We start from the raw sequence: 26,810 nt of genomic DNA on the forward strand, positions 1-26,810 counted from the left end.
GGCACGGCGACAAGGACATCAGCCGAGCTGAAACCCTGCCACCTGGGCCGCCGCGCATTCTAATGGATCACGCGAGGCCAGATAAGAAAAACCCGCGACGGGCGCGGGTTTTTCGTCAACTTTCGACTTACAGCCGCTGCAGATCACGCTGGGCCAGTTGAGCGGCCGAGCTACCCGGGTACTGCGCGATGACTTGCTGAAGGATGCCACGGGCCTTGTCGTTGTGACCCAGGCGACGTTCGACGTCGGCCAGTTTGAACAGTGAATCCGGCACCTTGGCGTGGCTCGGATAGGCCTGGCTGACCTTGGCGAAGGCCTGGCCGGCTGCTTGCAGGTCGCCCTTGGCCAGATTCACTTCGCCCAACCAATACTGCGCGTTGCCTGCGTACTGGCTGTTGGGATAGCGATTGAGAAAGGCAGCAAATGCCTGCGAGGCCTTGTCGAAATCCTTGGCCTTGATCAGGTCGAAGGCGGCGTCGTAATAGAGTTTTTCCTTGGCCGGATCACCCGGCTCCGCGCTGGCCTGCTGCTGCGCTGCAGGGGGCGTCGGGGTGCCATTGGCGTTTACCGCGCCATCGGCTGAATTCTGTGCAGGAGCTCCACCGGCAGCAACACCGGAAGAAATGCGTTGATCCAGATCCTGGTAACGCTCCAGGCCTTCCTGCTTGAGGCGCTGGATTTCATTTTGCTGCTCCTCGACCATGCCACGCAGTTGCGCAATTTCCTGCTGCATCTGCTCGAGCTGGTTGAACAGCATACCCTGCGCAGAAGCGGGTGCTTGCGCACCCGCTCCGGCAGAGGCACCGGCCGTACCATAACCCGCCGGTGGATAGCTGCTGCCCTGTTGCATGGAGCTGCTTTCCAGTACGGGAACCTCCGCCATTGCCGCGAGCGGCAAGGCGAGTGTCAGAAGGGTCAGGATACGGCGGCAATCTCGCATGGCAGCTTACTTACGCAGCTCTACACGACGGTTCTGAGCCCAGGACTGCTCGTCGTTGCCAGTGGCAACCGGACGCTCTTCGCCGTAGGAAACCAGCTCCAGCTGAGCCGGGGAAACGCCTTGCAGAACCAGGTAACGCTGAACGGCCTTGGCACGACGCTCGCCCAGAGCCATGTTGTACTCGCGGGTACCGCGCTCGTCAGCGTGGCCTTCCAGAACGACGCGAGCGCCGTTGCCTTTCAGGTCCTTGGCGTGTACGTCCAGAGCGCGCATGGCTTCGGCCTTCAGGTCGGAGCTGTCGTACTCGAAGTAGAAGGTGGTGATAGCGCGCAGAGCAGCTTCTTCGCTCAGGCTGCTATCAACAGCGCCAGTGTTGGCACCGTAACCAGCATTCGGGTCAACAGCACCTTCACCAGCAGCGTCGCCGCCTTTGGAGGAGCAACCTACGGCAACGGCGAGAGCCAGGGACAGTGCAGCGAACTTACCGAATTTCAGCATTTCCATCATGTAACTCCTAATGAACCCCAGTTGTGTTAAGCAATAAAGGTGTAACGCCGCATCAGTTCAGGTAAGGGGACCAAGAAGGCTCTCGAACTTCGCCTTGAGCGGTAGGAAGAGGGAGCCTCACACGTCCATTGGTGGACGCTAACATCAAGACTCCCCGGCCCTGCTGGCGGGTGGCGTAGATTAGCATGGCGCCATTGGGCGCAACAGTGGGCGACTCATCCAAACTTGTGTCTGAAAGAATACGCAAACGGTTGGTTTCCAGGTCCTGCGCAGCCACCTTGAACACGGTAAAACCATCCTGACGATGGATCATCACCAGGGTCTTTTCATCCGCCGACAATTTCGGGTTGGCGTTGTAGTTACCGACGAAGGTCACTCGCTCCACTGCCCCGCTATTGATGTTGGTCTTGTAGATCTGCGGCTTACCCGCACGATCCGAGGTGAAGTAAAGGGTCTGACCATCCTTGCCCCAGAAGGGTTCGGTATCGATCGCGTAATGGTTGGTGACGCGGCGCATCTGCCGGCTGCCCATATCCATCACATAGATTTCCGGATTGCCGTCCTTGGACAGCACGAAGGCCAGGCGGTTGCCATCCGGCGACCAGGCCGGAGCGCCGTTGAGGCCTTCGAAGTTGGTGATCTGCTCGCGGCGACCGGTATCGATGTGCTGCACGAAGATGCGTGGGCGACGTTGCTCGAACGACACGTAGGTGATGCGACGGCCATCCGGCGCGAACGACGGCGACAAGATCGGCTCGCGCGATTGCAGCAGGGTCACCGCACGGGCACCGTCGTAGTCGGAACGCTGCAGGGTGTAACGGGTATTGTTGGTCCCCATGCGCTCGGCAGTGACATAGAGCAGGCGCGTGGAGAATGCCCCCTTGACGCCGGTGAGCTTCTCGAACGACTGGTCGGCGATATGGTGAGCCATGTCACGCAGCTGATCGGTGCCACCGCCGACATTGCCGGTCATGACCTGCTGCTCGGTGTTGACGTTGAACAGTGCGTACTGCACCTGCAGACGACCGCCGTTGGGCACGATGTTGCCCACCAGCACGTACTGGGCACCGAGCGCTTTCCAGTCACGGTAGATGACTTCGCTGGCCTGGGTCGGCAGGCTGATCATGTTTTGCCGCGGGATCGGCTCGAAGTAGCCGGAGTTGCGCAGATCGTTGCCAATGATCTGCGACATGTCTTCAGGCAGTACCGAACCGCCTTGCCAGCCAAAGGGCACGACGGCGATGGGCGTGGCACGGTCAGCGCCTTGGGAAATCACCAGCGGGTCGGCCGCCTGGACGCTACCGACCAGCATGACCAGCCCCAGCAGGGCGATACGAATCAGGGTATTCACAGAGCTCAATCCTCCGGTTTGAAAATGACGCGACGCTGCCTGTACATACGGTCGAAGGTAGCGCGATCCAATTGTTGCATCTCGGGAATACGCCCGACGTTACGTACAGCTGCAACGGCCGAGTTGTCGAACGGCGCATCGCCACTGGAGCGCGACACGCTGGCGTTGGTCACGGTGCCGTCGGGCAGCATCTGAATCAGCAGCTCGACGCTCATGCCACGGCGCGCCGACATCGGTCGCTGCCAGTTTTCGGTAATCAGCTTGATGATCAGGTCATCAAGGTTGCCGGCCACCTGGTCGCCATGCGTCTCGGCCAGGGCCTGCTGGTTCTGCACGTTGTCAGACAGCAGCTCAGCCAGCGCTGCTGCCTTCTGATCCTCGGCGGCCTTGCGCCGTGCATCTTCGGCCTTGCGCTTGGCGTCCTCGGCGGCTTTCTTCTTCGCAGCCTCGGCGGCTGCCGCTTTTTTCTTCGCCTCTTCTGCAGCGGCCTTTTTCTTGGCCTCTTCAGCGGCTTTCTTCTTCGCTTCGTCCTCGGCACGCTTCTTGGCGATATCCGCCTGACGTTTCTGTTCGGCGGCCTTCTCGGCCTCGGCTTTCTTCGCCGCTTCGGCCTTTCGAGCCTCTTCAGCCTGCTTTTGTTCCTCGGCTTTCTTGGCTGCAGCTACCTTCTGCTCTTCAGCCTTCTTCTGCTCCAGGCGTTCGGTCTCGAATTGCGGTGCCGAGGTTTTCTGCGCCTCGCCCGCAACCTTTTGCGTGGTCTGCGTGGTGGCCTGGCTCTGCGATTGCAACTGATACAGCGTAGCCTGCACCACCGGGCGCGCCGGCGGCAGTTCGGGTGTGAAGGCGAAGCTGACGAACAGCATGGCGAACATCAGGACATGCAGACCCACCGCCCAAACCACGGGCCAGAAGTAGCTTTCCGATTGCGGACGCTCGGTTTGCTGCATCAGGGAGCCTCGGTAATCAGTCCGACGTTGCCCACGTCGGCCTGCTGCAGACCGCCCATGGCCGACATCACGGTGCCGTAATCGACCGTGCGATCACCACGCACGAACACCTGCACCTGCTTACCCTGACGACGGTTCTCGGCAATGATCGCCGACACGGCCTGCGTCATCTGCTCAAGGGTCGAGGCGCGCTCCTGCTCGGTGTCGACGTCGACCTCGCTGCCCATGTTCCAGTAGTAGGTCTTGTCGGCCTTGATGGAGATGGTCAACACCTGGGCATCGTTGTCCTGCGGCAGCGCTTCACTGCTGACCTTGGGCAGATCGACCTTGACACCCTGATTGAGCATCGGCGCGGTGACCATGAAGATGACCAGCAGCACCAACATCACGTCGATGTAGGGCACCACGTTCATCTCGGCAACCGGTTTGCGTCTGTTGCGAATTCTCGCCATGGTTAAAACCTGTCCTCTTCGCTCGCCTTAGTCTTCCGAGGTGTGCACTTTGCGGTGCAGGATGGCCTGGAACTCGTCGGCGAAGGTGTAGTAACGACCGATCAGCATCTCGCTGCGGGCAGAGAAGCGGTTGTAGGCGATAACCGCCGGAATCGCCGCGAACAGGCCGATGGCGGTAGCGATCAGCGCTTCGGCGATACCCGGCGCCACGGTTGCAAGCGTGGCTTGCTGCACCTGAGCCAGACCGCGGAAGGAGTTCATGATGCCCCATACGGTACCGAACAGGCCGATGTACGGACTGGTCGAACCAACGGTGGCGAGAAATGGCAGCGCGGTTTCCAGTTTCTCTTCCTCACGGGAGATGGCCACGCGCATGGCACGCGCCACACCGTCCATCACCGCGTCCGGGTCAACGCCCTGCTGTTGACGCAGGCGGGAGAACTCCTTGAAGCCGGCACGAAAGATCTGTTCCAGACCGGAATCCGGATCGGGGTTGCTACCCGCCTGGCGATACAGTTTGGACAGATCGATACCGGACCAGAAGCGATCCTCGAAGTTGTCCAGGGCACGCTTGGCGGCGCGAATCGAATTACTGCGCTGGAAGATCATCACCCAGGAAATGACCGAAGCGGCCACCAGGGTCAGCATCACCAGCTGAACCACGAAGCTGGCGTTACTGATCAGACTCCACATCGACATATGGTCAACGGCGTTAGCTTCCACGCTTACTCTCCTGCTGCAATTAAGCCCGGCGCCTGCGTCCCGGCGAACGCATGTCGCAGGGTCTCGGGAATGGCCCGGGGTTTCAAGTTGTCGGCGCGCACACAGGCCACCAGAAACTGCCCTTCGCAGAGCAGCACATCATCCGCAGCCCGCCTGACCTGTTGACGAAAACGCAGGCTGGCACGGTTCAATTCGATCACATCGGCGCTGATCACCAGTTCGTCATCCAGGCGCGCCGGCGCGTGATAACGCGCCTCGGCAGAATGCACGACGAACAACAGGCCCTCACCAGCAAGCGTCGACTGGGCATAACCCAGCTCACGCAGACGCTCGGTGCGAGCCCGCTCCATGAATTTGAGGTAGTTGACGTAGTAGACGATGCCGCCCGCGTCGGTGTCCTCGTAGTAGACCCGGCAACGGTGGCTGAACGGCTGCACTTCGTTTGGCGCGCGCATACTCTAGTCTCCGGCTTGCTGCTTGCCAATCCGGCCCGGTAACAATTTTTTCGTCATTCGTCACCTGCCGAGAAAAGATCGCCACCGGCCTGCTCGCCAGCGCGTTTGGGAATGTTCAACCCGAAGTGCAGGTAGGCGTGACGAGTGACCACACGCCCGCGCGGGGTGCGCATCATATACCCCTGCTGAATCAGATAAGGTTCGAGCACGTCCTCGATGGTATGACGCTCCTCGCCGATGGCCGCTGCCAGGCTATCGAGCCCGACCGGACCGCCATCGAACTTCTCGATCATGGCCAGCAGCAGGCGACGATCGGAATGGTCGAAACCACGCTCGTCGACATCCAGTAGATTCAGGGCCTGATCGGCAGTGGCCTGGGAGATCTGCCCGTTACCGCGCACTTCGGCAAAATCGCGCACACGGCGCAACAGTCGGTTGGCGATACGCGGGGTGCCACGGGCACGACGGGCAATCTCGAAGGCGCCCTTGGCCTCGATGGGCAGGCCGAGAATGCCAGCCGAGCGCGAGACGATGGTGGCCAGGTCGTCGATGCCGTAGAACTCCAAGCGCTGGACGATGCCGAAACGGTCACGCAGCGGGTTGGTCAGCATGCCGGCACGGGTGGTGGCGCCGACCAGGGTGAAAGGCGGCAGATCCAGCTTGATCGAACGCGCGGCTGGACCTTCGCCGATCATGATGTCGAGCTGGAAGTCTTCCATCGCGGGATACAGCACCTCTTCGACCACCGGCGAAAGACGGTGAATCTCGTCGATGAACAGCACATCGCCGCTTTCCAGATTGGTCAGCAACGCGGCCAGATCACCCGGCCGCTCGAGCACCGGACCGGAGGTGCTCTTGATTGAGCTGCCCATTTCCTGGGCGATGATATTGGCCAGGGTAGTCTTGCCCAGGCCTGGCGGACCGAAGATCAGCGTATGGTCGAGCGCCTCCGCCCTGCCCCGTGCAGCCTGGATGAACAGCGCCATCTGCTCACGCACCACTGGCTGACCAATGTAGTCAGCCAGGCGCAGCGGACGAATGGCTCGGTCCTGCTGCTCTTCGCGCTCACGCGGGCTGGAGGTTATCAGGCGATCGGCTTCGATCATCGAGGGGTTCCACTAAGAGTCCATTGAATTGCAATACAGGATGGAAAACCGCGCAGCATTTCCCCCCCAGAAAGCTGGTGGATGAAAAAGGCGTCATCCACCCTACGCCATGCCGCGCAGCGCGCGTCGGATCAAATCTTCACTGCTCAGACCATCCTCCTTGACCACGGCAACTGCTCGACTGGCCTCCTGCGGCTTGTAGCCAAGGGATATCAGGGCACTGACGGCGTCATTCTCCGCGCTTGAGACTGCCTGAGCCAGTTGAGGTTCAACCATCAATGGCGCAATGGACGGTATCGACTCCCAGGCCTTGAAGCGATCCTTGAGCTCGACCAGCAGACGCTCGGCGGTTTTCTTGCCGACACCCGGGACCTTGACCAGGGCCGCCGTGTCCTGAGACTGCACGCAGCGCACCAACTCGTCGACCTCAAGACCCGACATCAGCGCCAGCGCCAGCTTGGGGCCAACGCCATTGAGGCGAATCAACTCGCGAAACAGCTCACGCTCACGCTTTTCGAAGAAGCCATACAGCAGGTGTGCATCTTCACGCACCACCAGGTGAGCGTGCAGGGTGACCGGCTCGCCCACCGCAGGCAGACGATAAAGGGTCGTCATCGGCACTTCCAGCTCATAACCGACGCCATTCACATCCAGAAGCAAATGCGGCGGCTGCTTCTCCGCCAGGGTGCCGCGCAAACGTCCGATCACCACTGCTTTCCTTTAATACGATTACAAACGAAGACGGCCGCCACGCCGCTTGGCGCCGGCGAGCCCATGGGGAATGAGACTCTGTCGGTGATGGGCATGGCACAGGGCGATGCCCAATGCGTCGGAAGCGTCGATCTGCGGTTTCTGCACCAGCTTGAGCAGATGCATGACCATCATCTGCACCTGCTGCTTGTCCGCCGCCCCGGTACCGACCACAGCCTGCTTGACCTGGGTCGCGGTGTACTCGCTGACCTCCAGCCCTGCCTCCACCGCCGCGACGATAGCGGCGCCACGCGCCTGCCCAAGTTTGAGCGCCGAGTCGGCATTGCGCGCCATGAACACCTGCTCGATGCCCATGGTCACCGGCCCATGGGTACGAATAACCTCGCTGACGCCGCGAAAGACGATCTGCAGCCGCTCGGCCAATGGCCCGTTGCCGGTACGAATGCAGCCCGAGGCCACGTACTCGCAACCACGCCCGGTATCGCGCACCACGCCATAGCCGGTAATACGCGAACCCGGGTCGATGCCTAGAATCAGGGTCATATCAGCAACTGTCTATTTATCCAGTTAGCGAGTATACGGGGGTCCTAATGCGCCGTCACTCGTGACGCACCGGTGGAACCCGAGAAAACCGTAGGGCGGCCGTAGGGTGGACTTAGGGTGGACTTAGGGTGGGCTTAGGGTGGGCTTCAGCCCACCAGGGTTGTTTGCCATGGTGGGCTAAAGCCGATCGCCGCCCGTCCCACCCTACGTCCGGGCGACAAGCTGCTTCAGCCGAGCTGCTCCATGATCTCGTCGGAGACTTCGGCGTTGTGGTAGACGTTCTGCACGTCATCCAGGTCTTCGAGCATGTCGATCAGCTTGAACACCTTCTGCGCAGTTTCCAGGTCGGCAATCGGCGCACTGATCGAGGGGATCATGGCGATTTCCGCTTCCTCGGCTTTGAAACCAGCGGCGCTAAGTGCTTCGTTGACGGCATGGAACTCGGTGAAGCTGGTCGACACCAGGCCCGAACCGTCCTCGCCCATTTCCACATCGTCGGCACCGGCCTCCAGAGCCGCTTCCATCAGGGCATCTTCATCGACACCCGGCGCAAAGCTGATCTGCCCCTTGCGGTCGAACATGTAGGCGACCGAGCCGTCGGTGCCGAGGTTGCCACCGCATTTGGTGAAGGCATGGCGTACTTCGGCGGCGGTGCGATTGCGGTTATCGGTCATCACCTCGACGATGATCGCCACGCCGCTCGGTGCATAACCTTCGTAGCTGAACTCGACAACATTGTCGGCTTCGTTGTTGCCGGCACCACGGGCAATGGCGCGGTCGATCACGTCACGCGACATGTTGTTGGTCAGCGCCTTGTCCACCGCCAGACGCAGACGCGGGTTGTCCGCCGGGATCGGACCGCCGTGCTTGGCGGCGACCGTCAGTTCACGAATCAGCTTGGTGAAGATCTTGCCGCGCTTGGCGTCCTGACGCCCCTTGCGGTGCTTGATGTTGGCCCATTTGGAATGACCAGCCATAACTCACTCCATCTATAAGGTTTCACAATTGCCGGGGCGTAAGCACTTGAGTCTCTCCACCCCATAACGAAGAAGCCTGGGATCACCAGGCTTCTTTTGCAGGCTTATTCGGCCTTGGCTTGCTCGCGCAGGCGGATGTGCAGCTCGCGCAGCGACTTGTTGTCGACGACGCCCGGCGCCTGAGTCATGACGCAGGCTGCGCTCTGGGTTTTCGGGAAGGCGATCACTTCGCGGATCGAGCTGGCACCGGTCATCAACATCACCAGGCGATCCAGGCCGAAGGCCAGGCCGCCATGGGGCGGTGCACCGTACTTGAGCGCATCGAGCAGGAAGCCGAACTTCTCCTGCTGCTCTTCTTCGCTGATGCCGAGCACACGGAACACGGTCTGCTGCATGGCCTTGTCATGAATACGGATGGAGCCGCCACCCAGTTCGGTACCGTTGAGCACCATGTCGTAGGCGCGCGACAGCGCGGCAGACGGGTTGGCCTCCAGTTCCTCGGGGCTGCAGCTCGGCGAGGTGAACGGGTGGTGCATGGCGGTCAGGCTGCCGTCGTCGTTTTCCTCGAACATCGGGAAATCAACGACCCACAGCGGCGCCCACTCGCAGGTCAGCAGGTTGAGGTCATGACCCAGCTTGATGCGCAGCGCGCCCAGGGCCTCGCTGACGATCTTGGCCTTGTCGGCACCGAAGAACACGATATCGCCATCGACAGCGCCCACGCGGTCGAGGATGACATTGATGTTGTCCAGCGGGATGTTCTTGACGATCGGCGACTGCAAACCGTCAACGCCGGCAGCGCGCTCGTTGACCTTGATATAGGCCAGACCCTTGGCACCATAGATGCCGACGAACTTGGTGTAGTCGTCGATCTGCTTGCGCGGCATGCTCGCCCCGCCCGGTACGCGCAGCGCGGTGACGCGGCATTTCGGGTCGTTGGCTGGACCGGCGAACACCTTGAACTCGACGTCCTTGAGCTGATCTTCAACATCAACCAGTTCCAGCGGGATACGCAGGTCCGGCTTGTCCGAACCGAAGCGACGCATGGCTTCAGCCAGAGTCATGTGCGGCAACTCGCCGAACTCGACATCCAGCACTTCCTTGAACAGGTTGCGCACCATGGTCTCGGTGATGTCCATGATGTCTTTTTCATCGAGGAAGCTGGTCTCGATGTCGATCTGGGTAAATTCCGGCTGACGATCAGCGCGCAGGTCTTCATCGCGGAAGCACTTGGCGATCTGGTAGTAGCGGTCGAAGCCGGCGACCATCAGCAGTTGCTTGAACAGCTGCGGCGACTGCGGCAGGGCGAAGAAGCTGCCGGCGTGGGTACGACTCGGCACCAGATAGTCGCGCGCACCTTCCGGGGTGGCGCGAGTCAGAATCGGTGTTTCCACGTCGAGGAAGCCGTTGTCGTCGAGGTAGCGACGGATGCTCGAGGTGATGCGCGAGCGCAGCTTGAGCTTCTCGGCCATTTCCGGGCGACGCAGGTCGATGAAGCGATAACGCAGGCGGGTTTCTTCGCCAACGTCGGTGTATTCATTGAGCGGGAACGGCGGGGTTTCCGCTTCGTTGAGCACTTCCAGCTCATAGCCCAGCACCTCGATGGCGCCGGACGCCATGTTCGGGTTGACCGCGCCCGCTGGACGCAGACGCACCTTGCCGGTGATCTTGACCACGTATTCGCTGCGCACGCGGTCAGCCTTGGCGAAGGTATCGGCACGATCAGGATCGAACACCACCTGGGCCAGACCTTCACGATCACGGATATCGAGGAAGATCACCCCGCCATGGTCACGGCGACGATGTACCCAGCCGCAAAGGGTGATTTCCTGGCCATCCAGGCTCTCGTTCAACTGGCCGCAATAGTGGCTGCGCATCATGATCGTGCTTCGCTTCTCTAAGGTCTTGGATAGGTCGGGCAGCCCCCAGCGCCCTGGGCAGGAGCTACACCACAGCGAACGTCCAACCGTACGCCGCGCTTCGATAAAGAGCGGGATTATATAGCGTAAATCGTCATGACGCAGCCGCTCGGCAGATGGCTTCTATAATGAAGGGCGCCTCCTGTCTGGAGAACGACCATGGCCCGACCCCATCGCAGCGACCTGCCCAGCGATCTGCTGGAAGACTTTCGCCTTGACGCCGCCGAGCAGTTTCCCCGCTGCGAGCAACTGCTGATCGAACTGGAGCGAGCGCCAAAGAGCACGGAACGGCTGCGCGAGCTGTTTCGCCTGATCCATACGCTCAAGGGCAACCTTGGTTACGTCGAGCTCAACGAGCTGATGCCACTGCCACAAGCCATGGAAGACGTACTCGATGCCCTGCGCTCGGGCCGCCTGATCTTCGACAGCCTGCTCGGTGACATATTGCTGCTCAGCCTCGACCATCTGCGGACATTGGTTGCTCAGGCCCTGGGCGGCGCCGAAGCCACCCCGGACAGCACGCAGGTCAGCCGACTCTGCGGCGCGCTTCAGGCGCTGGCCATGACGCCGAATGAGCGACAGAGCGAGGTACGCCTCGAACTGCTGCAGCAGATGGACCCCAGCACTCGCCTGCAATTCACCGAAGAAGTGGAACCCAGCAAAAGCGCAGCACTGCTTGCACGCCACGCAATCGTGATCCAGCCCGACCTGCAGTTCTTTTGCGCACTGACCGAGGCCGCCGAACAGCGCTCCCCCTACTGGCGAGGCCGCAACCTGCGCCTGCTGGAACTGGCACTGAGCATCAACGCAGCGGGCGGATACGCTGAGCAGCCAGAGCAACTGGCGGCCGCAGTCTGCTTGCATGATCTGGGCATGGCCTTCCTGCCACTGGAGCTCCTGCACAAGCAAAGCCATTTCAGCCGCGAAGAACGACGCATGATGCAAGGCCACCCACGCCTGGCCAGCGACCTGCTCAAACGCATGCCTGACTGGTCAGCGGCCATGGAGATCATCCTCCAGCATCAGGAACACGCTGACGGCTCTGGCTACCCCAAAGGCCTGCGCGAAAAGGAGATTGCCCCAGGCGCACTGATCTTGCATATCGTCGACACCTTTGACGCACGGACCCATGAACGTGCTCACCAGACTTTGAGCAAGCGTCCATTGCTACGCGCCATACTGGAAATCAACAACCTTGCTGGCCAGCAATTCAGCGCCCATTGGGTGGAGGTGTTCAATCGCACTCTGCAGCAGAAGCCTAGACTGGCGCACGGCTGAACGAGCATTGCGCCACGCACAGGATTGACGCCGCCAGAGCAGGATTTATTGAACCGTCAGCTATCAATAGCCTCTAAACATCGCTCTCATTGATATAAGCCAAGATCATCTCGACGCCCTGCGTGTTAGGCTCTCACCAACACTGCGGGATAGACACCCTGGGCTCACCTGAAAGGAGAAAAACCATGGAAATCAATATCGGAATCGCCGAACAGGATCGCGCCGCCATCGCCGAAGGCCTCTCGCGCCTTCTGGCCGACACCTACACCCTGTACCTGAAGACCCATAATTTCCATTGGAACGTCACCGGTCCGATGTTCAACACCCTGCACCTGATGTTCGAAGGTCAGTACACCGAACTGGCCCTGGCGGTTGACGCAATCGCCGAACGGATCCGTGCACTGGGCTTCCCGGCGCCAGGCACCTACGCCGCCTACGCCCGCCTGTCCTCGATCAAGGAAGAGGAAGGCGTACCCAGCGCCGACGATATGATCAAGCAACTGGTGCAAGGCCAAGAGGCCGTCGTACGCACTGCGCGCGGCATTTTCCCGCTGCTGGACAAGGTCAGCGACGAGCCGACTGCCGACCTGCTTACCCAACGCATGCAGGTACACGAGAAAACCGCCTGGATGCTGCGCAGCCTGCTCGCTGCTTGAGATACTCAGAGGCCCGGTGATCCGGGCCTTTTCATTAGGCAGGCAGCCTTGCCCTGATCTATGCTCTGGCCATTCGCCATTGAGTTTCCGACACCCATGAGTCAACCAGCCAAACCGCCCAGCATCATCGATCTGTATCCGGAAGAAACCCGCGAGGCGGCCGAACTCCTGAAGCAGGCCGTACCGCTGATGATGCGCCACGACATACCGCCAAATCCGGTGCACTACGCGCTGTGGTACACCTACAGCAGAGGCGGCGAACCCGAGCTCAACCGCCGCCTGGACAAGGTGGTCGAAGACTTCGACGTGTTCCCGCCGGAAACCGCCAGCCGGCTGTTTCGCGACTACATCATCCGCGGCGAGCTGGAGGAAGCGCGCGCTGGCCAGCAGCAGGTAATCGAGCTGGTCGATGATATCGAAGGCGACGTCTCACGCAGCGTGATCGGTGGCCTGCACTACCAGCAGAGCCTGAGCCAAGGCCTCAGCGCACTGCGGGAACCCATCACCGACGATCTACCCAGCGTGCTCAGCGAGCTGCAGGAAAGCACCCAGCTGATGCAGGATCAGCAGGAAAAATTCCTCTATCGCCTACGCGCCGCTCAGCAAGAGATCACTCACCTGCGCAGCCAACTGGAACGCGCACATCTGGCAGCAACACTCGACAGCCTGACCCGCGTATTCAATCGCCATGCCTTTACCCGCCTGCTGGAGCGCGCCCTGAACGAGTCACAGCAGGGCCTGGCGCTGGTGATTCTGGATATCGACCATTTCAAGCAGTTCAACGATCAATACGGCCACCCACTGGGTGACCGCGTACTGCAACACGTCGGACAACTATTACGCGACCTGCTGCCACCAGAGGCCTTTGCTGCGCGCTACGGCGGCGAAGAGTTCTGCGTGGTACTGCGCAACTGCGCCAACCTCAACGAAGTTCTCGATTTCGCCGAACAACTGCGCCACAAGATCCAGTCACTGAGGATCAAGGTAAGGCGAACGGACCAGATTCTGGACAGCATCACCGCGTCCTTCGGCTGCGCCATGGCCGAAGAAGGCGACACATTCGAATCCTTGCTCACTCGGGCCGATGACGCGCTTTATCAGGCCAAACGCGCCGGCCGCAATCAGGTCCACCCGATTACCAGCGAAACGATGCTAAGCGCTTGATTTGAGAAGCCCCCGCCTTTGCTGTTAAATAGCCTTGCACGCCGCATTACCGTTCTGCGGCGTCGCTACCCTTGTATACCGGCGCGCGTCGTTGCCGTTCGACTGGCAGCCCTTGAAGCGCGCTCTCTCCGCAACACCTTGAGTCATCATTCAATCAGTGAGTTCATCGAAGATGTTGAAGATTGCCCATCTCGTGACAGGGTTTGCCGCCCTGCTGCTGTCTGCCGTACCCGGTTTTTCCACTTCGTTCCTGACCACCCCGGATGCCATTTATCTGGCCCTCATCGGCCTGCTCAACCTGCTTGCAGCAGCGCAACAACAGAACGCCCACACCGCGCGTCAGCAACTGCAGGGGCTGTCATCGGCTCTATTGATACTGGCTGCCGTGGTACAGAGCTTGATCCTGCTTGCCCCGCTGCCAAGCATCGGTAGCCAACCCGCCATCTGGCTGCCGCTTCTGGCCTTGGTAATCGCCGTGGCACTGAGCCTTACAGCGCAACTGAACACGCAGCCGCGCAACACAGACCAACGTGTGTCCGCACCAAAAGCCAGTATCAGCACCAGCGTGACGCCAGATGATCGCGAGACCGGCACCGTCAAATGGTTCAACACATCCAAGGGATTCGGCTTCATTTCCCGCGACTCGGGTGACGATATCTTCGTGCACTTCCGTGCCATTCGCGGCGAAGGTCACCGCGTACTGATCGAAGGCCAACGCGTGGAGTTCTCGGTCATGCAGCGTGACAAAGGCCTGCAGGCGGAAGACGTGATCGCAGCAGCCCCTTCGCGGCGCTGAGCAGCACGCAAAGAAAAGCCCGGGAAACCGGGCTTTTTCATATCAGTAATGAGGTGGCGGCGCTTCATCTTCGGCAATACCCGCCTGACCACTCAACTCCTCCTGGCGTCGCGCCAGAACCGTCAATTGCAGCTGCATCCGCTCGATGCGCCTGCTCTGCTCGACCAGCTCATCGCTGAGCGCCTGAATGGTGTCATCCTGAAAAGCCAGGCGGCTCTCCAGTTCCATGATCCGCGACTCGAGACTCATGCTGGCTCTCCGGCAAACTGAAAATCCTCGGTCAGCACCAAGCGCAGCTTATCGATGATCTGTCCCACCTTCTGCCCGGCATAAGGCTGCGCAGGATGGCGCCCCCACACCGGCGCGGGCCAAGCGACATCGTCACGTCGACGCACGATCACATGCATATGCAACTGACCGACCACATTGCCGAGCGTAGCCACGTTCATCTTGTCGGCGGCAAAAGTGTCCTTGAGGATCTCCGCCAGCAGCGTGGTTTCCTGCCACAGCCGACGCTGATCGTCAGCGTCGAGCTGGAACAGCTCACTGACCTCCTCACGTCGCGGCACGAGGATGAACCAGGGGTAATTGGAGTCATTCATCAGCAGCAAACGACACAGGGGAAAATCCCCGACCAACAGGCAATCCTGCTGCAGACGCGAATCCAGAGCGAACATGACGGTCGTCCTCCTTTTAAACGGATCGATCAAGCGTAGCCCCAGCGAGGGCCAACCTATGGCGCGCAGCATACGCTGGCTCAGTCGAGACTTCATCCGGCGACCACGCACCAACGCAAGGCAGCCCGAATGCACGCGCACCGCAGGTGTGCACCATTTTGTTTCTTCCCGTAATAAACACTGCCAAGCGTTACCGGGGCAGCAATATGAACGCAGGCGATAACGCCTGCCGCTGTCCGGACGCGAAGAACTGGCATCGCTCAGGCAAACCCGCGCCAGACGCGGGATCAGCGTCGCTGATCGACACACTGCATGCCAGAAAATCAAGGTTTTAGCGGGACATCCAGGTTTTGAGCACGACTTTTGCTATCTGTGAAAGCAATGCTCGGCTAGCCGTGCAGTCGATCAATAACAGCGGCCCCAGACACCTCAGAGCCGCGAAAGCGTTGGCATAACGAAACGCAAGGGCAGAGCTACAGATTTGCGACATTCCTCCTAATGCGATGCGACACCAGCATGAACGAAGTCGTAATGAATAGACTGCAACTATCGCCAATATTGGCTGCGTGCTATAAGTTACCGCCGACACAAAAAGAAAGAGCCGCCCATATAACAAAACAGTGGGCAGCGCAACTCTTCTAAACCAAAGGAGCAATCACGATGCAAGTGATGAAGTGGAGCGTAATCGCCCTGGCAGTAGCCGCGGGCACCAGCCAAATGGCAGTGGCTTCCAGCCAGTCCGAGTCCAACGGCTTTATCGAAGACAGCAGCTTCAACATCTTCAATCGCGTTCTGTACATGAACCGCGATTTCCGTAACGGCCCGAACGGCGCGAGCACCTCTGCCAATCCGGCTGGCTACCGTGAAGAAACCGGCCTGGGCATCCGCCTGCTGTACGAATCCGGCTTCACCCAAGGCACCGTAGGCGTAGGCGTCGACGCTCACTCCCTGAGCAGCATCAAACTGGACAGCGGTCGCGGCCGCTATGGCAACGGCCTGTTCTCCCAGACCGATGACGGTCGTGGTGACGACACTCAGACCGAAGTTGGCGGTGCCATCAAGTTCCGTATCTCCGACACAGTTCTGAAGTACGGCAGCCAGTTCACGGCCAGCCCAGTGTTCTCCACCGACGATAGCCGCATCCTGCCAGAAGTCACCACCGGTACTTACCTGGTAAGTAACGAAATCGAAGGTCTGGAACTGAGCGCTGGTCGCTTCACTGCCATGAGCAGCCAGACTGGCACCAGCCGCGATGACATCAACGGCAAGGGTGAAGCTGGCCTGAAGTATGCCAACATTGTGGGCGCTTCCTACTCCTTCACCGACGACCTGAGCGCAGCTTTCCATGCCTCCGATGTAGAGGACTATTGGAAGAAGTACTACGGCAACGTCAACTACAACCTGCCGCTGGCCGAAGAACAGGCTCTGAACTTCGACGTCAACATTTACAAAACCGACTACGACAAGAGCTACACCAACACCACCAGCGACCAAGACAACACCATCTGGAGCCTGGCAGCTGCCTACTCCATGGGCGCTCATACCTTCACCCTGGCACACCAGCGCTCTTCTGGTGACCGTGGCTATGATTACGGCGTTGACGGCGGTGGTACCGTTTGGCTGGCGAACTCGGTTCAATTCTCCGACTTCAACCAGAAAGACGAAAAATCCTGGCAAGCCCGTTACGACATCAACATGGCTGAGTTCGGCGTTCCTGGCCTGAGCTTCATGACCCGCTACATCCGCGGTACCGATATGGATGTGGGTACTGGCAGCAGCGAGCAAGAGCGTGAGATCGACGTCGAAGCCAAGTACGTGATCCAGGACGGCGCTGCCAAGGATCTGTCCTTCCGCATTCGCCAAGCCTTCTACCGCAACTCGTTTGAAGGCGACCTCAACGACTTCCGCCTGATCGTCGAATACCCGCTGAGCGTTCTGTAACTTCAGCGCTACTCGATAGCGGAATAAAAGAAACCCGGCCTTGGCCGGGTTTCTTTATTTCGGGTTCAGTGTTTCAAAGGGGCAGCGCATAAGTCCCTGTTACATGTGCGACCAACTCATTCTCATTCCCAGCCGAATACAACGAAACTTCACAAACTGCCTGGCGCCGGCTCAAGCGAAGTATTCGTGCATCGGCCAACAAGTCCACCGGTTTGGGTTTGACCAGGAAGTTGATGTTGAGATTGGACGTCACTGCCATTTCCACCCGGCCGAGACGCCCCAGTACCACCGCGTACATCGCCGCATCCCCCAGCGCCATGATGGTCGGGCCAGATAGCGTGCCACCCGGACGCACCAATTTGGCGTGAAAAGGCACGCGCGCCAGCACACCCTTTTCATCGAGGCGGTCGATCCGCAGATCGATATCGTCCGCCATCGGCAGCCCTGCTCGAATCAGGGTCTGAACCTCAAGTGCAGTCAATCCCACTCTTCACTCCTCCCGGCAAGCGCAGTAGCGCTTTCGCACCTGCGCCCGTCCTGTACGCCACTGTATAGGCACCGTACAATGCCGGCCTATTCCAAGCCCTAGCAACCGACAGAACGGCCAAACATGCGTACCAGTCAGTTCCTGCTCTCGACCCTGAAAGAAACCCCTTCCGATGCCGTGGTGATCAGCCACCAGCTGATGCTGCGTGCCGGCATGATCCGCAAGCTGGCCTCCGGCCTGTATACCTGGCTGCCGATGGGCCTGCGTGTGCTGCGCAAGGTCGAGACCGTGGTGCGCGAGGAAATGAACGCAGCCGGCGCGCTGGAAGTGCTGATGCCGGCCATTCAGCCTGCCGAGCTGTGGCAGGAGTCAGGTCGCTGGGTGCAGTACGGCCCCGAACTGCTGCGCGTGAAGGATCGTCATGATCGCGAGTTCTGCGTCGGCCCGACCCACGAAGAAGTGATCACTGACCTGGCCCGCAACGAGCTGAACAGCTACAAGCAGCTGCCGATCAACATGTACCAGATCCAGACCAAGTTCCGTGACGAGATCCGTCCGCGCTTCGGTCTGATGCGTGGCCGCGAGTTCATCATGAAGGACGCTTACTCCTTCCATGCGGATCAGGCTTCCCTGCAGGAAACCTATGACCGCATGCACCAGGCGTACTGCAACGTATTCAGCCGCCTGGGCTTGAACTTCCGCCCGGTACAGGCCGATACCGGCTCCATCGGCGGCACCGGCTCGCATGAGTTCCACGTACTGGCCGACTCCGGTGAAGACGATATCGCCTTCAGCAATGTCTCCGACTACGCCGCCAATATCGAGAAGGCCGAAGCCATCCCGCGCGAGAAAGAGCGCCTTGCAGCGACCGAAGCGATGCGCCTGGTCGACACCCCCGACACCAAGACCATCGACGCCCTGGTTCAGGGTTTTGGCCTGGCCATCGAGAAGACCATCAAGACCCTGGTGGTGCACGCCGCCGAGGAAGGCAAGCTGATCGCCCTGATCGTGCGCGGCGACCACGAACTGAATGAAATCAAGGCCGCCAACCTGGAGCTGGTTGCCAGCCCGCTGCAGATGGCCAATGAAACCGAGATTCGCGCCGCCATCGGCGCCGGCCCTGGCTCGCTGGGCCCGGTCAATCTGCCGATACCCTGCATCATCGACCGCAGCGTTGCCCTGATGAGCGATTTCGCTGCCGGTGCCAACATCGAAGACAAGCACTACTTCGGCGTCAACTGGGAGCGCGACTTGCCGCTGCCAGAGGTTGCCGACCTGCGCAATGTCGTCGCCGGCGACCCCAGCCCGGATGGCCAGGGCACCCTGGAAATCAAGCGCGGCATCGAAGTCGGTCACATCTTCCAGCTCGGCACCAAGTACAGCGAGTCGATGAACTGCCAGGTACTCGGCGAGAACGGCAAGCCGGTCACCCTGACCATGGGCTGCTACGGCATTGGCGTTTCCCGCGTGGTGGCTGCTGCCATCGAACAGAACTTCGACGAACGCGGCATCCGCTGGAACGACGCCCTGGCACCGTTCCAGATCGCCCTGGTACCGCTGCGCTACGAAACCGAGCAGGTGCGCGAGGCCACCGACAAGCTGTATGCCGAGCTGACCGCCGCTGGCTACGAAGTGCTGCTGGATGACCGCGACAAGAAAACCAGCCCCGGCATCAAGTTCGCCGACATGGAGCTGATCGGCATTCCGCACCGCGTGGTCGTCAGTGACCGTGGCCTGGCCGAGGGTAACCTCGAGTACAAGAGCCGCGCCGAAACCGATGCGCAAGCCGTGCCGCTGGCCGATATCCTGCCCTTCCTGCAAGCCCGTATCAGCCGCTGATCGCGCCCTACCGAGACATCATGCACACGAGCAACAACCTTCGCCTGACCGGCGCCGCCTTGTGCGGCGCCCTCTTGATCAGCGGCTGCGCCAATCAGCTGCCGCAACGCAGCGAGCATGAGGAGCGTATCGAACGCAAATTGCTGGATCACCAGCTGCAGATCGATGCCGGCGAACCCAAGGTGCTGGAGCTACCGCAGCGCCGCGTGCGCGTGCATGACCAGAAGAGTTACGAAGTCACAGCCTTCGAGGTGACCCGTCGCTACGACCGCTACACACCCTATCAGCCCTGGCGCGAGCTTTATGAAGTACCGATGGGCGCGGTAGCGGTGGTTGCGGGCGTGGGCGCCAACATACTCAACGTCGTGCTGCTCGGCAGCCTGCCGGAAACCGCTACCCGTGGCTGGATCAGCTACGGTATGGCCGGCCTGAACCCCTTCATGAACGTCGAGTCGAACGGCCGCGCCGAGCAGAACCTGGCGAACATCGAGGAGCTGCAGCGGGACCGTCGTATGGAGTACACCAACCTGCCCTGGTCCGAGCGCCCGGTACAGGTCAAGGCGGGCGATCAGCAATTCGAACTGCTCACGGACAGCAGCGGGGTGCTGCGCCTCAACCTGCTCGACAGCCCGTTCAGCGAACAGGACATCGCGCGCCTGAACATGCTGCAACTGAGCGTCGAAGATCGCCTGGGCGACGATGTCGCGCGTGCGGAAACGACCCTTATGGTCAGCCACACCCTGCGCGGCAAGCTGCGTGAAGCGCATGACCTGATCTTCGATGACCTCGAAGGCGGCGATGTTGACCAGTGGGTACATCGGGTCAAACGCCTCTCCGATCTTGGCCTGGAAGAAGAGGCCAGCGAGCTGGAGCAAAGCCTGATCGAGCTGACCCGCAACGACCCTGAGTTGCAGGATGCCTTCCTCAAGGCACTGCTCAAGGATGCCGGGCGCCTGGCTGCCGACCCTGCCAACTGAGCGCCCTACTCCGGTTCTTAAAGATGTCGCAGGGCAGTCCAGCCCCTGCACACCCACCCCTTCAGCCGGGGCATCTGCTTGTCGTGGCTTGAGGGCGGAGGACTCCAGCCTTCCGGTGGCTCGGTGCGCGCGGCGCACCCTACCGGGTGGCGTTGCTCTCTAAACCATCTGCAACCTCTGCTTGCGGCGCGGCGGCGGGAAAGCCGTGTCGAGCAAGGCCAGGTCATCCGCACTCAAGGTAATGGAAGCCGCCGCAGCGTTATCGCGCAAATGTGCGCTGCCCACGGCCTTGGGAATGGCGATCACGCCCTCCTGCCTGAGCACCCAGGCCAGTGCGACCTGAGCCGGCGTAACGCCGTTCCGCTGGGCCACCTCAAGCACTGCGGGTTGGTGAAGCAGCGTGCCGGCCTGGCCTAGCGGACAGTAGGCCATCAGCGGCATACCGGCGCGCTGCTGCCAGGGCAGCAAGTCATACTCGATACCGCGCGCCTCCAGGTTGTACAACACCTGATTGGTTCGACAAGCAGGCTGATCCAACTCCAGCAGATCGTCCAGATCGAAGTTGGAGACGCCCCAGGCACCGATCTTGCCCTGCTCGCGCAGCCGCTCGAAGCCTTCGACGGTCTCCTCCAGCGGGTAGCGCCCGCGCCAGTGCAGCAGGTAGAGATCGATTCGCTCGCATCCCAGTCGCGCCAGGCTGCGCTCACAGGCCACCTGAACGCCATCCCGACTGGCGTTGTGCGGATACACCTTGCTGATCAGAAACACCTCTTCTCGGCGCCCGGCGATAGCCTCGCCCACCACCAGTTCCGCACCACCCTCGCCGTACATCTCGGCGGTATCGATCAGACTCAGGCCCAGATCCAGCCCCTCACGCAGCGCCGCAACCTCACGCGAGCGCTGGCGCTCATCTTCGCCCATGCGCCAGGTTCCCTGGCCCATCACCGGTACCTGCACGCCAGCCAGTTCAATTCTGCGCATCGATTTCTCCCAAGTGGGTTCTGACCAGGTCGTACCCTTCGCCACGCCATTGCAGCAAGCACAGCCCGTGGCCGAAAGGGTCACTCAGCGTGACCAGCCGCCCCCAGTCATATTCGTTGGTTTCGCCTTCAGCTCGGGCACCTGCGGCAAGTGCCCGAGCAAGCGCTGCGTCTAGGTCGTCGACCACGACATCCAGGTGCAGTGGCATCCAGTGACGGCGGTAATCACGTTGCACGCCTGCCTCGGGGCAGGGTCGAGTGGCCGCGGCCTTGTGCAGCAGATAGAGCGGTACAGCCGCGCCAAGCAGCTCGACGACCGTACCGTCGAACAGCACACGCCCGACACTGAACCCGAGCGCTTGCTGGTAGAAAGCAACCGCCGCCGGCAGATCGGGAACGTCGAGATTGAGCAGCAGCCGCATGATCAGAGCGCCTTGAGCAACAGCAGCAGGGACACCGGCTGAACGCTCTCGGGATGCAACGGCTCCTGCAGCCACTCCAGGCGCCAGCCGGTTTCACCGATCAGCGTCAGCCAGGATTGCAGGGTACGGAAGAACCAGGGCATCGGCGCCTGGAAACCCTCACCGAAACCGACGAAATCCTCGACCCGCCAACCGTCCTGATAAGGCTCGCCATGGCTGGCCCGCCAGGGATGCAACGTCTGGATCAGCAAACTACCCCCCGGCGCCAGCAAATCGTGCAGGCTGCGCAGGATAGGCTGCAGCGGCTCCTCGAGCAGTGCGAAGTTACAAACCAGCACCTCGAAACGCCCGAGCTGCTCGGCATGCTCTTGCAGCTCGGCATAACCACAGACGCGATACTGGCTACGCCCGTCGCATGCCGCGCGAGCCGCCTCGATCAGCGGCGCCGAGGCATCCACCCCCACCGGCTCGATACCATGCTCGGCCAGGCCACGGCACAGCCAGCCCTCGCCACAGCCAACATCCAGCACCCGCCTGGGTTGCAGCGCCAGGACAGCCTGAATGATCGCGGCATCGGTAACCAGGCGCCGGCTTTCGATGCGTTGCTCACGCACCGCAGCGGCCCAGGCATCGGCATTGGCCTGCCAGCTTTGCTGAAGCTGTTCTCGGTGGTCGCGCTGCATGCTGATTCCCTGCATTTGTGCGTTGCCGCGAGTCTAGCGCCAACGGGCCGCCCCGACACGCTTTGCGTCAAAGCCGCCGGTCAGCCCCGTTCACAGCGGCTAAGCTGATAACTAAGTAGACGAGGCGCCAGGGGTAAAGCCCGGCGAGTGACAGTCTCGTGTTTCCGTGGAGCAGATAGGCCAAGCCGGTGGATTATGGGCGCGTTATGGCAATCGGATCCTCAACACCGCGAACTTGCGTCGAACGTCTTGCCGGCGGTCGATGACAAGCCGGTCCCGCGACCACGCCGCTGGCGTCTGGTGCTTTACCTGCTACTGGCATCGGTGTTGGCCACTGCAGCCGCTGTGCTGTTTTTCGAGCTGCGCAGCGCGCACTTCCAGGCCCGTGAATTGAGCCGCTATGCCGCTACTCTCACCTACCGCGTTGAGCCTGGGCCCAGCCCGGATATTCTCTACCCTGCTGATGGCCCCTTCGACAAACGTCAGGGTTATGCCTACCTGCCACTGATGCTGGAGCGCCTGCAGCAACGCGACTTCCTGATCAGCGAACAGGCGCGCTTCTCTCCGGCACTGATGGCCTACAGCCGTCGCGGCCTGTTTCCGCCCTTCGCCGAGAAAAGCCAAACCGGCCTCAGCATCAGCGATTGCCGTGGTACGCCCTTCTACGAGTTCCGATATCCACAACAGGGTTATGCCGATTTCGCCAGCATTGCGCCGCTGGTAGTGAGCAGCCTGCTGTTCATCGAGAACCGTCATCTGCTCGATAGCGATCAGCCACTCGCCAACCCGGCGGTGGACTGGCCACGGTTCGCCATGGCCGCGCTGTCGCAGATCGGCAAGGTGCTCGATGTGCAGGACCAGTCCGCCGGCGGCAGCACCCTGGCGACCCAGCTGGAGAAGTACCGGCACTCTCCCGACGGCCTGACGCTGTCGGCGAAAGAAAAACTGCGGCAGATGATCTCCGCCAGCGTGCGTGCCTACCAACAGGGACCAGAGACCCTCGAAGCACGTCAGACCATCGTGCGCGATTACCTCAACAGCGTACCGCTGTCCGCAGCGCCGGGGCATGGCGAGGTTCATGGCCTGGCCGATGGCCTGCGTATCTGGTATGGCGCGGATTTCGAGCGCAGCAATGCGCTGCTCGACCCTGGCCGCACGCCCGACGCCAGCATGGCTGAACGTGGCCTGGCCCTGCGCCAGGTGCTGTCGCTGATGATTGCCCAGCGTCGTCCTTCCTACTACCTGGCGCAAGGACGCAAGGAGATGGAAACGCTGACGGAGAGTCATATCCGCCTGCTGGCAGCCGGCGGCCTGATCGACCCCGTACTGCGTGACGCGGCGCTGACGCAGAAGCTGCAATACCGCGACTGGCAACTGGAGCCCAATCTACGGCCGGTGGAAAGCGACAAGGGCATCAGCGTAGCCCGCTCACGCCTGTCCAACCTGCTGGGCATGCCCCTGTACGACCTGGACCGCCTCGATCTGGCCGCACGCAGCACCCTGCAACGCGACCTTCAGCAGGAGGCCAGCCTATACCTGCAGCGCCTGGCCGACCCCGAGTTCGCTGGCAAGATCGGCCTGTTCGGCGAGCGCCTGCTGTCCCCGGAAAAGACCGCCGAGGTGCGCTACAGCTTCACCCTGTTCGAGCGCACGGCAACTGGCAGTCGGGTGCGCGTGCAGACCGACAGCACCGATCAACCGTTCGACATCAACGAAGGCAGCAAGCTGGAGCTGGGCTCCACCGCCAAGCTAAGGGTGCTGGCGACCTATCTCGAAATCATCGCCGAGCTGCATCAGCGCCATGCCGACAAGAGCCCGGCCGAGCTGCGCAACGTCGAGATCGCCGCGCAGGACTACCTGAGCCACTGGGCCGTCGCCTATCTGCAGGCCAACCCCGGCGGCGATCTGGCCAGCATGCTGGAGGCCGCACTGGAACGACGCTATTCGGCCAGCCCGCATGAACGCTTCTTCACCGGTGGCGGCCTGCACACCTTCGGCAACTTCCGCCGCGAGGACAACGGCCGCAACCCGACCCTGCGTGAATCCCTGCGCGAGTCGATCAATCTGCCGTTCGTCCGCCTGATGCGCGATCTGGTGCGTTACAGCACCTACCAGAACAGCGCCGAACTGCTCAAGGACGACAAGGACCCACGCCGCCAGGAATACCTGCAACGTTTCGCCGATCAGGAGGGGCGTACGTTCCTGCTGCGTTTCTGGCGCAAATACCAGGGCCAGCCGCAGCAGCAGCGCCTGGAGACCTTCATCAGCGGCCTGCGCCAGACTTCAGTGCGCCTGGGTGCCGTACACCGTTACCTGCTGCCGCAGGCCGATGAAGCCAGCTTCGCCGCTTTCCTGCGGGCGCAGCTGCCACAGGAAAAACTCACCGATCAACGCATCGCGCGTCTGTACAAGGACTACGGCCCTGGCGCCTACAGCCTACCGGATCAGGGCTATATCGCTCGCGTGCATCCACTGGAACTGTGGCTGCTGGGCTATCTGATCGATAACCCACAGGCCACCTTCAGCGACGCCGTGGCAGCCAGCGTCGATGAGCGCCAGGAAGTCTATGGCTGGCTACTGCGAACCCGGCACAAGAGTGCCCGCGACAGCCGCATCCGCATCATGCTGGAGGTGGAGGCCTTCTCCGACATTCACCGACGCTGGAAGATCCTCGGCTATCCCTTCCAGCACCTGGTGCCCTCCCTGGCTACCGCCCTGGGCAGTTCCGGCGATCGGCCGGCGGCACTGGCAGAACTGATGGGCATCATCCAGAACGACGGCATTCGCCAACCGGTACTGCGCATCGACGAACTGCACTTCGCCGCCGATACGCCTTACGAGACGCGGGTCGAGCGCAACACCCACGGCGCCAGGCGGGTGATGCCCTCGGCAGTTGCCGCCGCGTTGCGCAATGCACTTTCCCAGGTGGTCGAAGGCGGCACCGCAAGGCGTTTGCAGGGCACCTTCCAGTTGCAGGACGGGCGTGATCTGACCCTGGGCGGCAAGACCGGCACCGGCGACAACCGCATCGAAAGCGTCGGTGCCGGCGGGCGGGTGATCAGCTCGCGGGCGATGAACCGCACGGCCACCTTTGTGTTCTTCCTCGGCCCGCGTCACTACGGCACCCTGACCGCCTTCGTACCGGGACGCGAGGCGGAGCGTTTCACCTTCACCTCGGCACTACCGGTACAAGTGCTCAAGGGCATGGCGCCGATCCTCGCACCCTATCTCGAACCAGGTAGCGCCACGCTCTGCAACACCCCGCTGAGTGCAACGCAGATCAGCCGGCGGTAATACCTCGTAACCACAGCGACCAGCGGCTGGCGAAACCCGGCACCGGATATGCAGTCCATGGCAGCATCATCCGTTGCCGTTCATGAGTATCGCCGATGTCCTCATCCTGGTTCGCCCTGCTGCGCCGCCGTCGCCTGAGCCTGATTGTGATGGCCTGCCTGCTGGTATTGCTGCCGATTGGCTGCGCCAAACTGGAGCAGACCGAGCGCGAGCTGGTGTTTCGCATCGAACCCGGCACCGCCCGCTGGTTCAGTGGTCTGCCCGCTGGCCTCGAGGAGGTGCAACTGCAGTCCGCGAACCTGACGGCCGATGAAAGCCTGCACGCCTGGTGGTGGCCAGCGGCGCGCAAGGATGCCCCGGCACTGCTTTACCTGCACGGCTCACGCTGGAACCTGACCGGCCAGCTGTTTCGCATCGAACAGCTGCATGCCATGGGCTTCTCGGTACTGGCAGTGGACTACCGCGGCTTCGGCCAAAGCCGTGGCGCCCTGCCTTCCGAGCGTAGCGTCTACCAGGACGCCCTGATCGCCTGGCAGCACCTGGCACGCCTGCAGCCAGAGGCGGACAAGCGCTTCATCTACGGTCATTCACTGGGTGGCGCCGTGGCGGTCAACCTGGCGCACGAACTGGCTGGCGAAGATGAGGCTGCTCAGGCCGCCGGCCTGATCGTCGAGTCCAGCTTCACCAACCTGGGTGATGTGGCGGCAGCGGTAACCAATACCTCGCTGCCGGTACGCTGGCTGCTGTCGCAGGAGTTCGATTCACTGGGCAAGATCGGTGATGTCGGTATCCCGGTACTGATCGCCCACGGGCGCGACGACCGCTACGTGCCGTCGCGCTTCAGCGAGGCGCTGTTCGCCGCCGCCAACGAACCCAAGCAGCTGCTACTGATCGACGGCGCCAACCACAACAACGGCCTGCGCATGGCCGGCAACAGCTATCGTCAGGCTTTGCGGGCGCTGGGACTCGAATTCAACTGATGGCC

At 61.4% G+C, this 26,810-nt stretch carries 27 protein-coding genes and 1 pseudogene; 10 read left to right on the forward strand and 18 right to left on the reverse strand.

Annotated elements, in window-relative coordinates; all coding sequences use genetic code 11:
• Positions 1-127: 127 nt before the first annotated feature.
• The 12 genes from ybgF to aspS all read right to left on the reverse strand — a co-directional run bounded on the left by ybgF (position 128) and on the right by aspS (position 10,592).
• Positions 128-940 (reverse strand): tol-pal system protein YbgF, encoded by an 813-nt coding sequence (gene ybgF / locus INS93_RS15655; RefSeq protein WP_192983674.1) that lies wholly within the window; start codon positions 938-940, stop codon positions 128-130.
• A gap of 6 nt (positions 941-946) precedes the next feature.
• Positions 947-1,444, reverse strand: coding sequence for a peptidoglycan-associated lipoprotein Pal (pal, locus tag INS93_RS15660; RefSeq protein ID WP_160020676.1), 498 nt, complete (start codon positions 1,442-1,444; stop codon positions 947-949).
• 55 nt (positions 1,445-1,499) lie between these two features.
• Positions 1,500-2,798 carry a Tol-Pal system beta propeller repeat protein TolB gene (gene tolB / locus INS93_RS15665; RefSeq protein WP_160020677.1) on the reverse strand — a complete coding sequence of 433 codons (1,299 nt, stop codon included), beginning with the start codon at positions 2,796-2,798 and terminating at the stop codon, positions 1,500-1,502.
• A gap of 5 nt (positions 2,799-2,803) precedes the next feature.
• A complete protein-coding gene (tolA, locus tag INS93_RS15670; RefSeq protein WP_192983820.1) occupies positions 2,804-3,748 on the reverse strand; it encodes a cell envelope integrity protein TolA in 945 nt (314 codons plus the stop codon).
• A complete protein-coding gene (tolR, locus tag INS93_RS15675; protein ID WP_021488348.1) occupies positions 3,745-4,197 on the reverse strand; it encodes a protein TolR in 453 nt (150 codons plus the stop codon). The genes tolA and tolR overlap by 4 nt, the downstream gene beginning before the upstream one ends.
• 27 nt (positions 4,198-4,224) lie before the next feature.
• The gene (tolQ, locus tag INS93_RS15680; protein ID WP_037003717.1) at positions 4,225-4,920 is read right to left on the reverse strand and encodes a protein TolQ; all 696 of its coding nucleotides are present in this window, start codon (positions 4,918-4,920) and stop codon (positions 4,225-4,227) included.
• A gap of 2 nt (positions 4,921-4,922) precedes the next feature.
• On the reverse strand, positions 4,923-5,375 hold the full coding sequence (ybgC, locus tag INS93_RS15685) for a tol-pal system-associated acyl-CoA thioesterase (protein ID WP_160020678.1): 453 nt from the start codon (positions 5,373-5,375) through the stop codon (positions 4,923-4,925).
• Between the two features lie 53 nt (positions 5,376-5,428).
• Positions 5,429-6,481 (reverse strand): Holliday junction branch migration DNA helicase RuvB, encoded by a 1,053-nt coding sequence (gene ruvB / locus INS93_RS15690; RefSeq protein ID WP_160020679.1) that lies wholly within the window; start codon positions 6,479-6,481, stop codon positions 5,429-5,431.
• A 102-nt stretch (positions 6,482-6,583) separates the two neighbouring features.
• On the reverse strand, positions 6,584-7,189 hold the full coding sequence (gene ruvA, locus INS93_RS15695; protein WP_192983677.1) for a Holliday junction branch migration protein RuvA: 606 nt from the start codon (positions 7,187-7,189) through the stop codon (positions 6,584-6,586).
• 21 nt (positions 7,190-7,210) lie between these two features.
• Entirely contained in the window at positions 7,211-7,735 is a 525-nt protein-coding gene (gene ruvC / locus INS93_RS15700; protein WP_017361755.1) for a crossover junction endodeoxyribonuclease RuvC, read from the reverse strand.
• Between the two features lie 227 nt (positions 7,736-7,962).
• Positions 7,963-8,712 carry a YebC/PmpR family DNA-binding transcriptional regulator gene (locus INS93_RS15705; protein WP_160020681.1) on the reverse strand — a complete coding sequence of 250 codons (750 nt, stop codon included), beginning with the start codon at positions 8,710-8,712 and terminating at the stop codon, positions 7,963-7,965.
• 104 nt (positions 8,713-8,816) lie between these two features.
• Positions 8,817-10,592 carry an aspartate--tRNA ligase gene (gene aspS, locus INS93_RS15710; RefSeq protein WP_160020682.1) on the reverse strand — a complete coding sequence of 592 codons (1,776 nt, stop codon included), beginning with the start codon at positions 10,590-10,592 and terminating at the stop codon, positions 8,817-8,819.
• A 198-nt stretch (positions 10,593-10,790) separates the two neighbouring features.
• Here aspS and INS93_RS15715 point away from each other — a divergent pair, with 198 nt between their 5' ends.
• From INS93_RS15715 to INS93_RS15730, 5 genes and pseudogenes are all read left to right on the forward strand, one after another.
• A complete protein-coding gene (locus INS93_RS15715) occupies positions 10,791-11,909 on the forward strand; it encodes an HD domain-containing phosphohydrolase (RefSeq protein WP_192983678.1) in 1,119 nt (372 codons plus the stop codon).
• A 185-nt stretch (positions 11,910-12,094) separates the two neighbouring features.
• A complete protein-coding gene (locus INS93_RS15720) occupies positions 12,095-12,565 on the forward strand; it encodes a Dps family protein (RefSeq protein WP_013714439.1) in 471 nt (156 codons plus the stop codon).
• Between the two features lie 96 nt (positions 12,566-12,661).
• A complete protein-coding gene (locus INS93_RS15725; protein ID WP_192983680.1) occupies positions 12,662-13,729 on the forward strand; it encodes a GGDEF domain-containing protein in 1,068 nt (355 codons plus the stop codon).
• A 172-nt stretch (positions 13,730-13,901) separates the two neighbouring features.
• Positions 13,902-14,162, forward strand: a pseudogene (locus tag INS93_RS24895) (cold shock domain-containing protein membrane protein); the annotation flags it as partial.
• A gap of 132 nt (positions 14,163-14,294) precedes the next feature.
• Positions 14,295-14,525, forward strand: a complete 231-nt coding sequence (locus INS93_RS15730; RefSeq protein WP_162237607.1) for a cold shock domain-containing protein — start codon at positions 14,295-14,297, stop codon at positions 14,523-14,525.
• Positions 14,526-14,567: 42 nt separating this feature from the next.
• Here the strand turns inward: INS93_RS15730 and INS93_RS15735 are convergent, their stop codons facing one another.
• Together INS93_RS15735 and INS93_RS15740 are read right to left on the reverse strand one after the other, a co-directional pair.
• Positions 14,568-14,774 carry a SlyX family protein gene (locus tag INS93_RS15735; RefSeq protein WP_075745997.1) on the reverse strand — a complete coding sequence of 69 codons (207 nt, stop codon included), beginning with the start codon at positions 14,772-14,774 and terminating at the stop codon, positions 14,568-14,570.
• The gene (locus tag INS93_RS15740) at positions 14,771-15,202 is read right to left on the reverse strand and encodes an HIT family protein (protein WP_160020686.1); all 432 of its coding nucleotides are present in this window, start codon (positions 15,200-15,202) and stop codon (positions 14,771-14,773) included. The genes INS93_RS15735 and INS93_RS15740 overlap by 4 nt, the downstream gene beginning before the upstream one ends.
• A gap of 660 nt (positions 15,203-15,862) precedes the next feature.
• Here INS93_RS15740 and INS93_RS15745 point away from each other — a divergent pair.
• Positions 15,863-17,143, forward strand: coding sequence for an OprD family porin (locus tag INS93_RS15745; RefSeq protein WP_192983682.1), 1,281 nt, complete (start codon positions 15,863-15,865; stop codon positions 17,141-17,143).
• A 73-nt stretch (positions 17,144-17,216) separates the two neighbouring features.
• Here the strand turns inward: INS93_RS15745 and INS93_RS15750 are convergent, their stop codons facing one another.
• Positions 17,217-17,624 carry a PaaI family thioesterase gene (locus INS93_RS15750; protein ID WP_192983823.1) on the reverse strand — a complete coding sequence of 136 codons (408 nt, stop codon included), beginning with the start codon at positions 17,622-17,624 and terminating at the stop codon, positions 17,217-17,219.
• A 129-nt stretch (positions 17,625-17,753) separates the two neighbouring features.
• Here INS93_RS15750 and INS93_RS15755 point away from each other — a divergent pair, with 129 nt between their 5' ends.
• Both INS93_RS15755 and INS93_RS15760 read left to right on the forward strand, forming a co-directional pair.
• Complete coding sequence (locus tag INS93_RS15755) at positions 17,754-19,469, forward strand: proline--tRNA ligase (protein ID WP_160020688.1); 1,716 nt, start codon at positions 17,754-17,756, stop codon at positions 19,467-19,469.
• A gap of 20 nt (positions 19,470-19,489) precedes the next feature.
• On the forward strand, positions 19,490-20,446 hold the full coding sequence (locus INS93_RS15760; RefSeq protein ID WP_192983684.1) for a hypothetical protein: 957 nt from the start codon (positions 19,490-19,492) through the stop codon (positions 20,444-20,446).
• A 159-nt stretch (positions 20,447-20,605) separates the two neighbouring features.
• On the opposite strand, the gene INS93_RS15765 is transcribed toward INS93_RS15760, so the two are convergent.
• The 3 genes from INS93_RS15765 to INS93_RS15775 are packed head-to-tail and all read right to left on the reverse strand — an operon-like array spanning position 20,606 to position 22,531.
• Positions 20,606-21,427 carry an aldo/keto reductase gene (locus tag INS93_RS15765; RefSeq protein WP_192983686.1) on the reverse strand — a complete coding sequence of 274 codons (822 nt, stop codon included), beginning with the start codon at positions 21,425-21,427 and terminating at the stop codon, positions 20,606-20,608.
• Positions 21,414-21,848 (reverse strand): VOC family protein, encoded by a 435-nt coding sequence (locus tag INS93_RS15770; RefSeq protein WP_192983688.1) that lies wholly within the window; start codon positions 21,846-21,848, stop codon positions 21,414-21,416. The genes INS93_RS15765 and INS93_RS15770 overlap by 14 nt, the downstream gene beginning before the upstream one ends.
• 2 nt (positions 21,849-21,850) lie before the next feature.
• Positions 21,851-22,531, reverse strand: coding sequence for a class I SAM-dependent methyltransferase (locus tag INS93_RS15775; protein ID WP_192983690.1), 681 nt, complete (start codon positions 22,529-22,531; stop codon positions 21,851-21,853).
• 195 nt (positions 22,532-22,726) lie between these two features.
• On the opposite strand from INS93_RS15775, the gene INS93_RS15780 reads away from it, so the two are divergent.
• Both INS93_RS15780 and INS93_RS15785 read left to right on the forward strand, forming a co-directional pair.
• The gene (locus INS93_RS15780) at positions 22,727-25,825 is read left to right on the forward strand and encodes a transglycosylase domain-containing protein (RefSeq protein ID WP_192983692.1); all 3,099 of its coding nucleotides are present in this window, start codon (positions 22,727-22,729) and stop codon (positions 25,823-25,825) included.
• A gap of 95 nt (positions 25,826-25,920) precedes the next feature.
• A complete protein-coding gene (locus INS93_RS15785; protein ID WP_192983695.1) occupies positions 25,921-26,805 on the forward strand; it encodes an alpha/beta hydrolase in 885 nt (294 codons plus the stop codon).
• Positions 26,806-26,810 lie beyond the last annotated feature (5 nt).

The organism is Pseudomonas sp. EggHat1 (assembly GCF_014892995.1).
Lineage (GTDB): Bacteria > Pseudomonadota > Gammaproteobacteria > Pseudomonadales > Pseudomonadaceae > Aquipseudomonas > Aquipseudomonas chaetocerotis.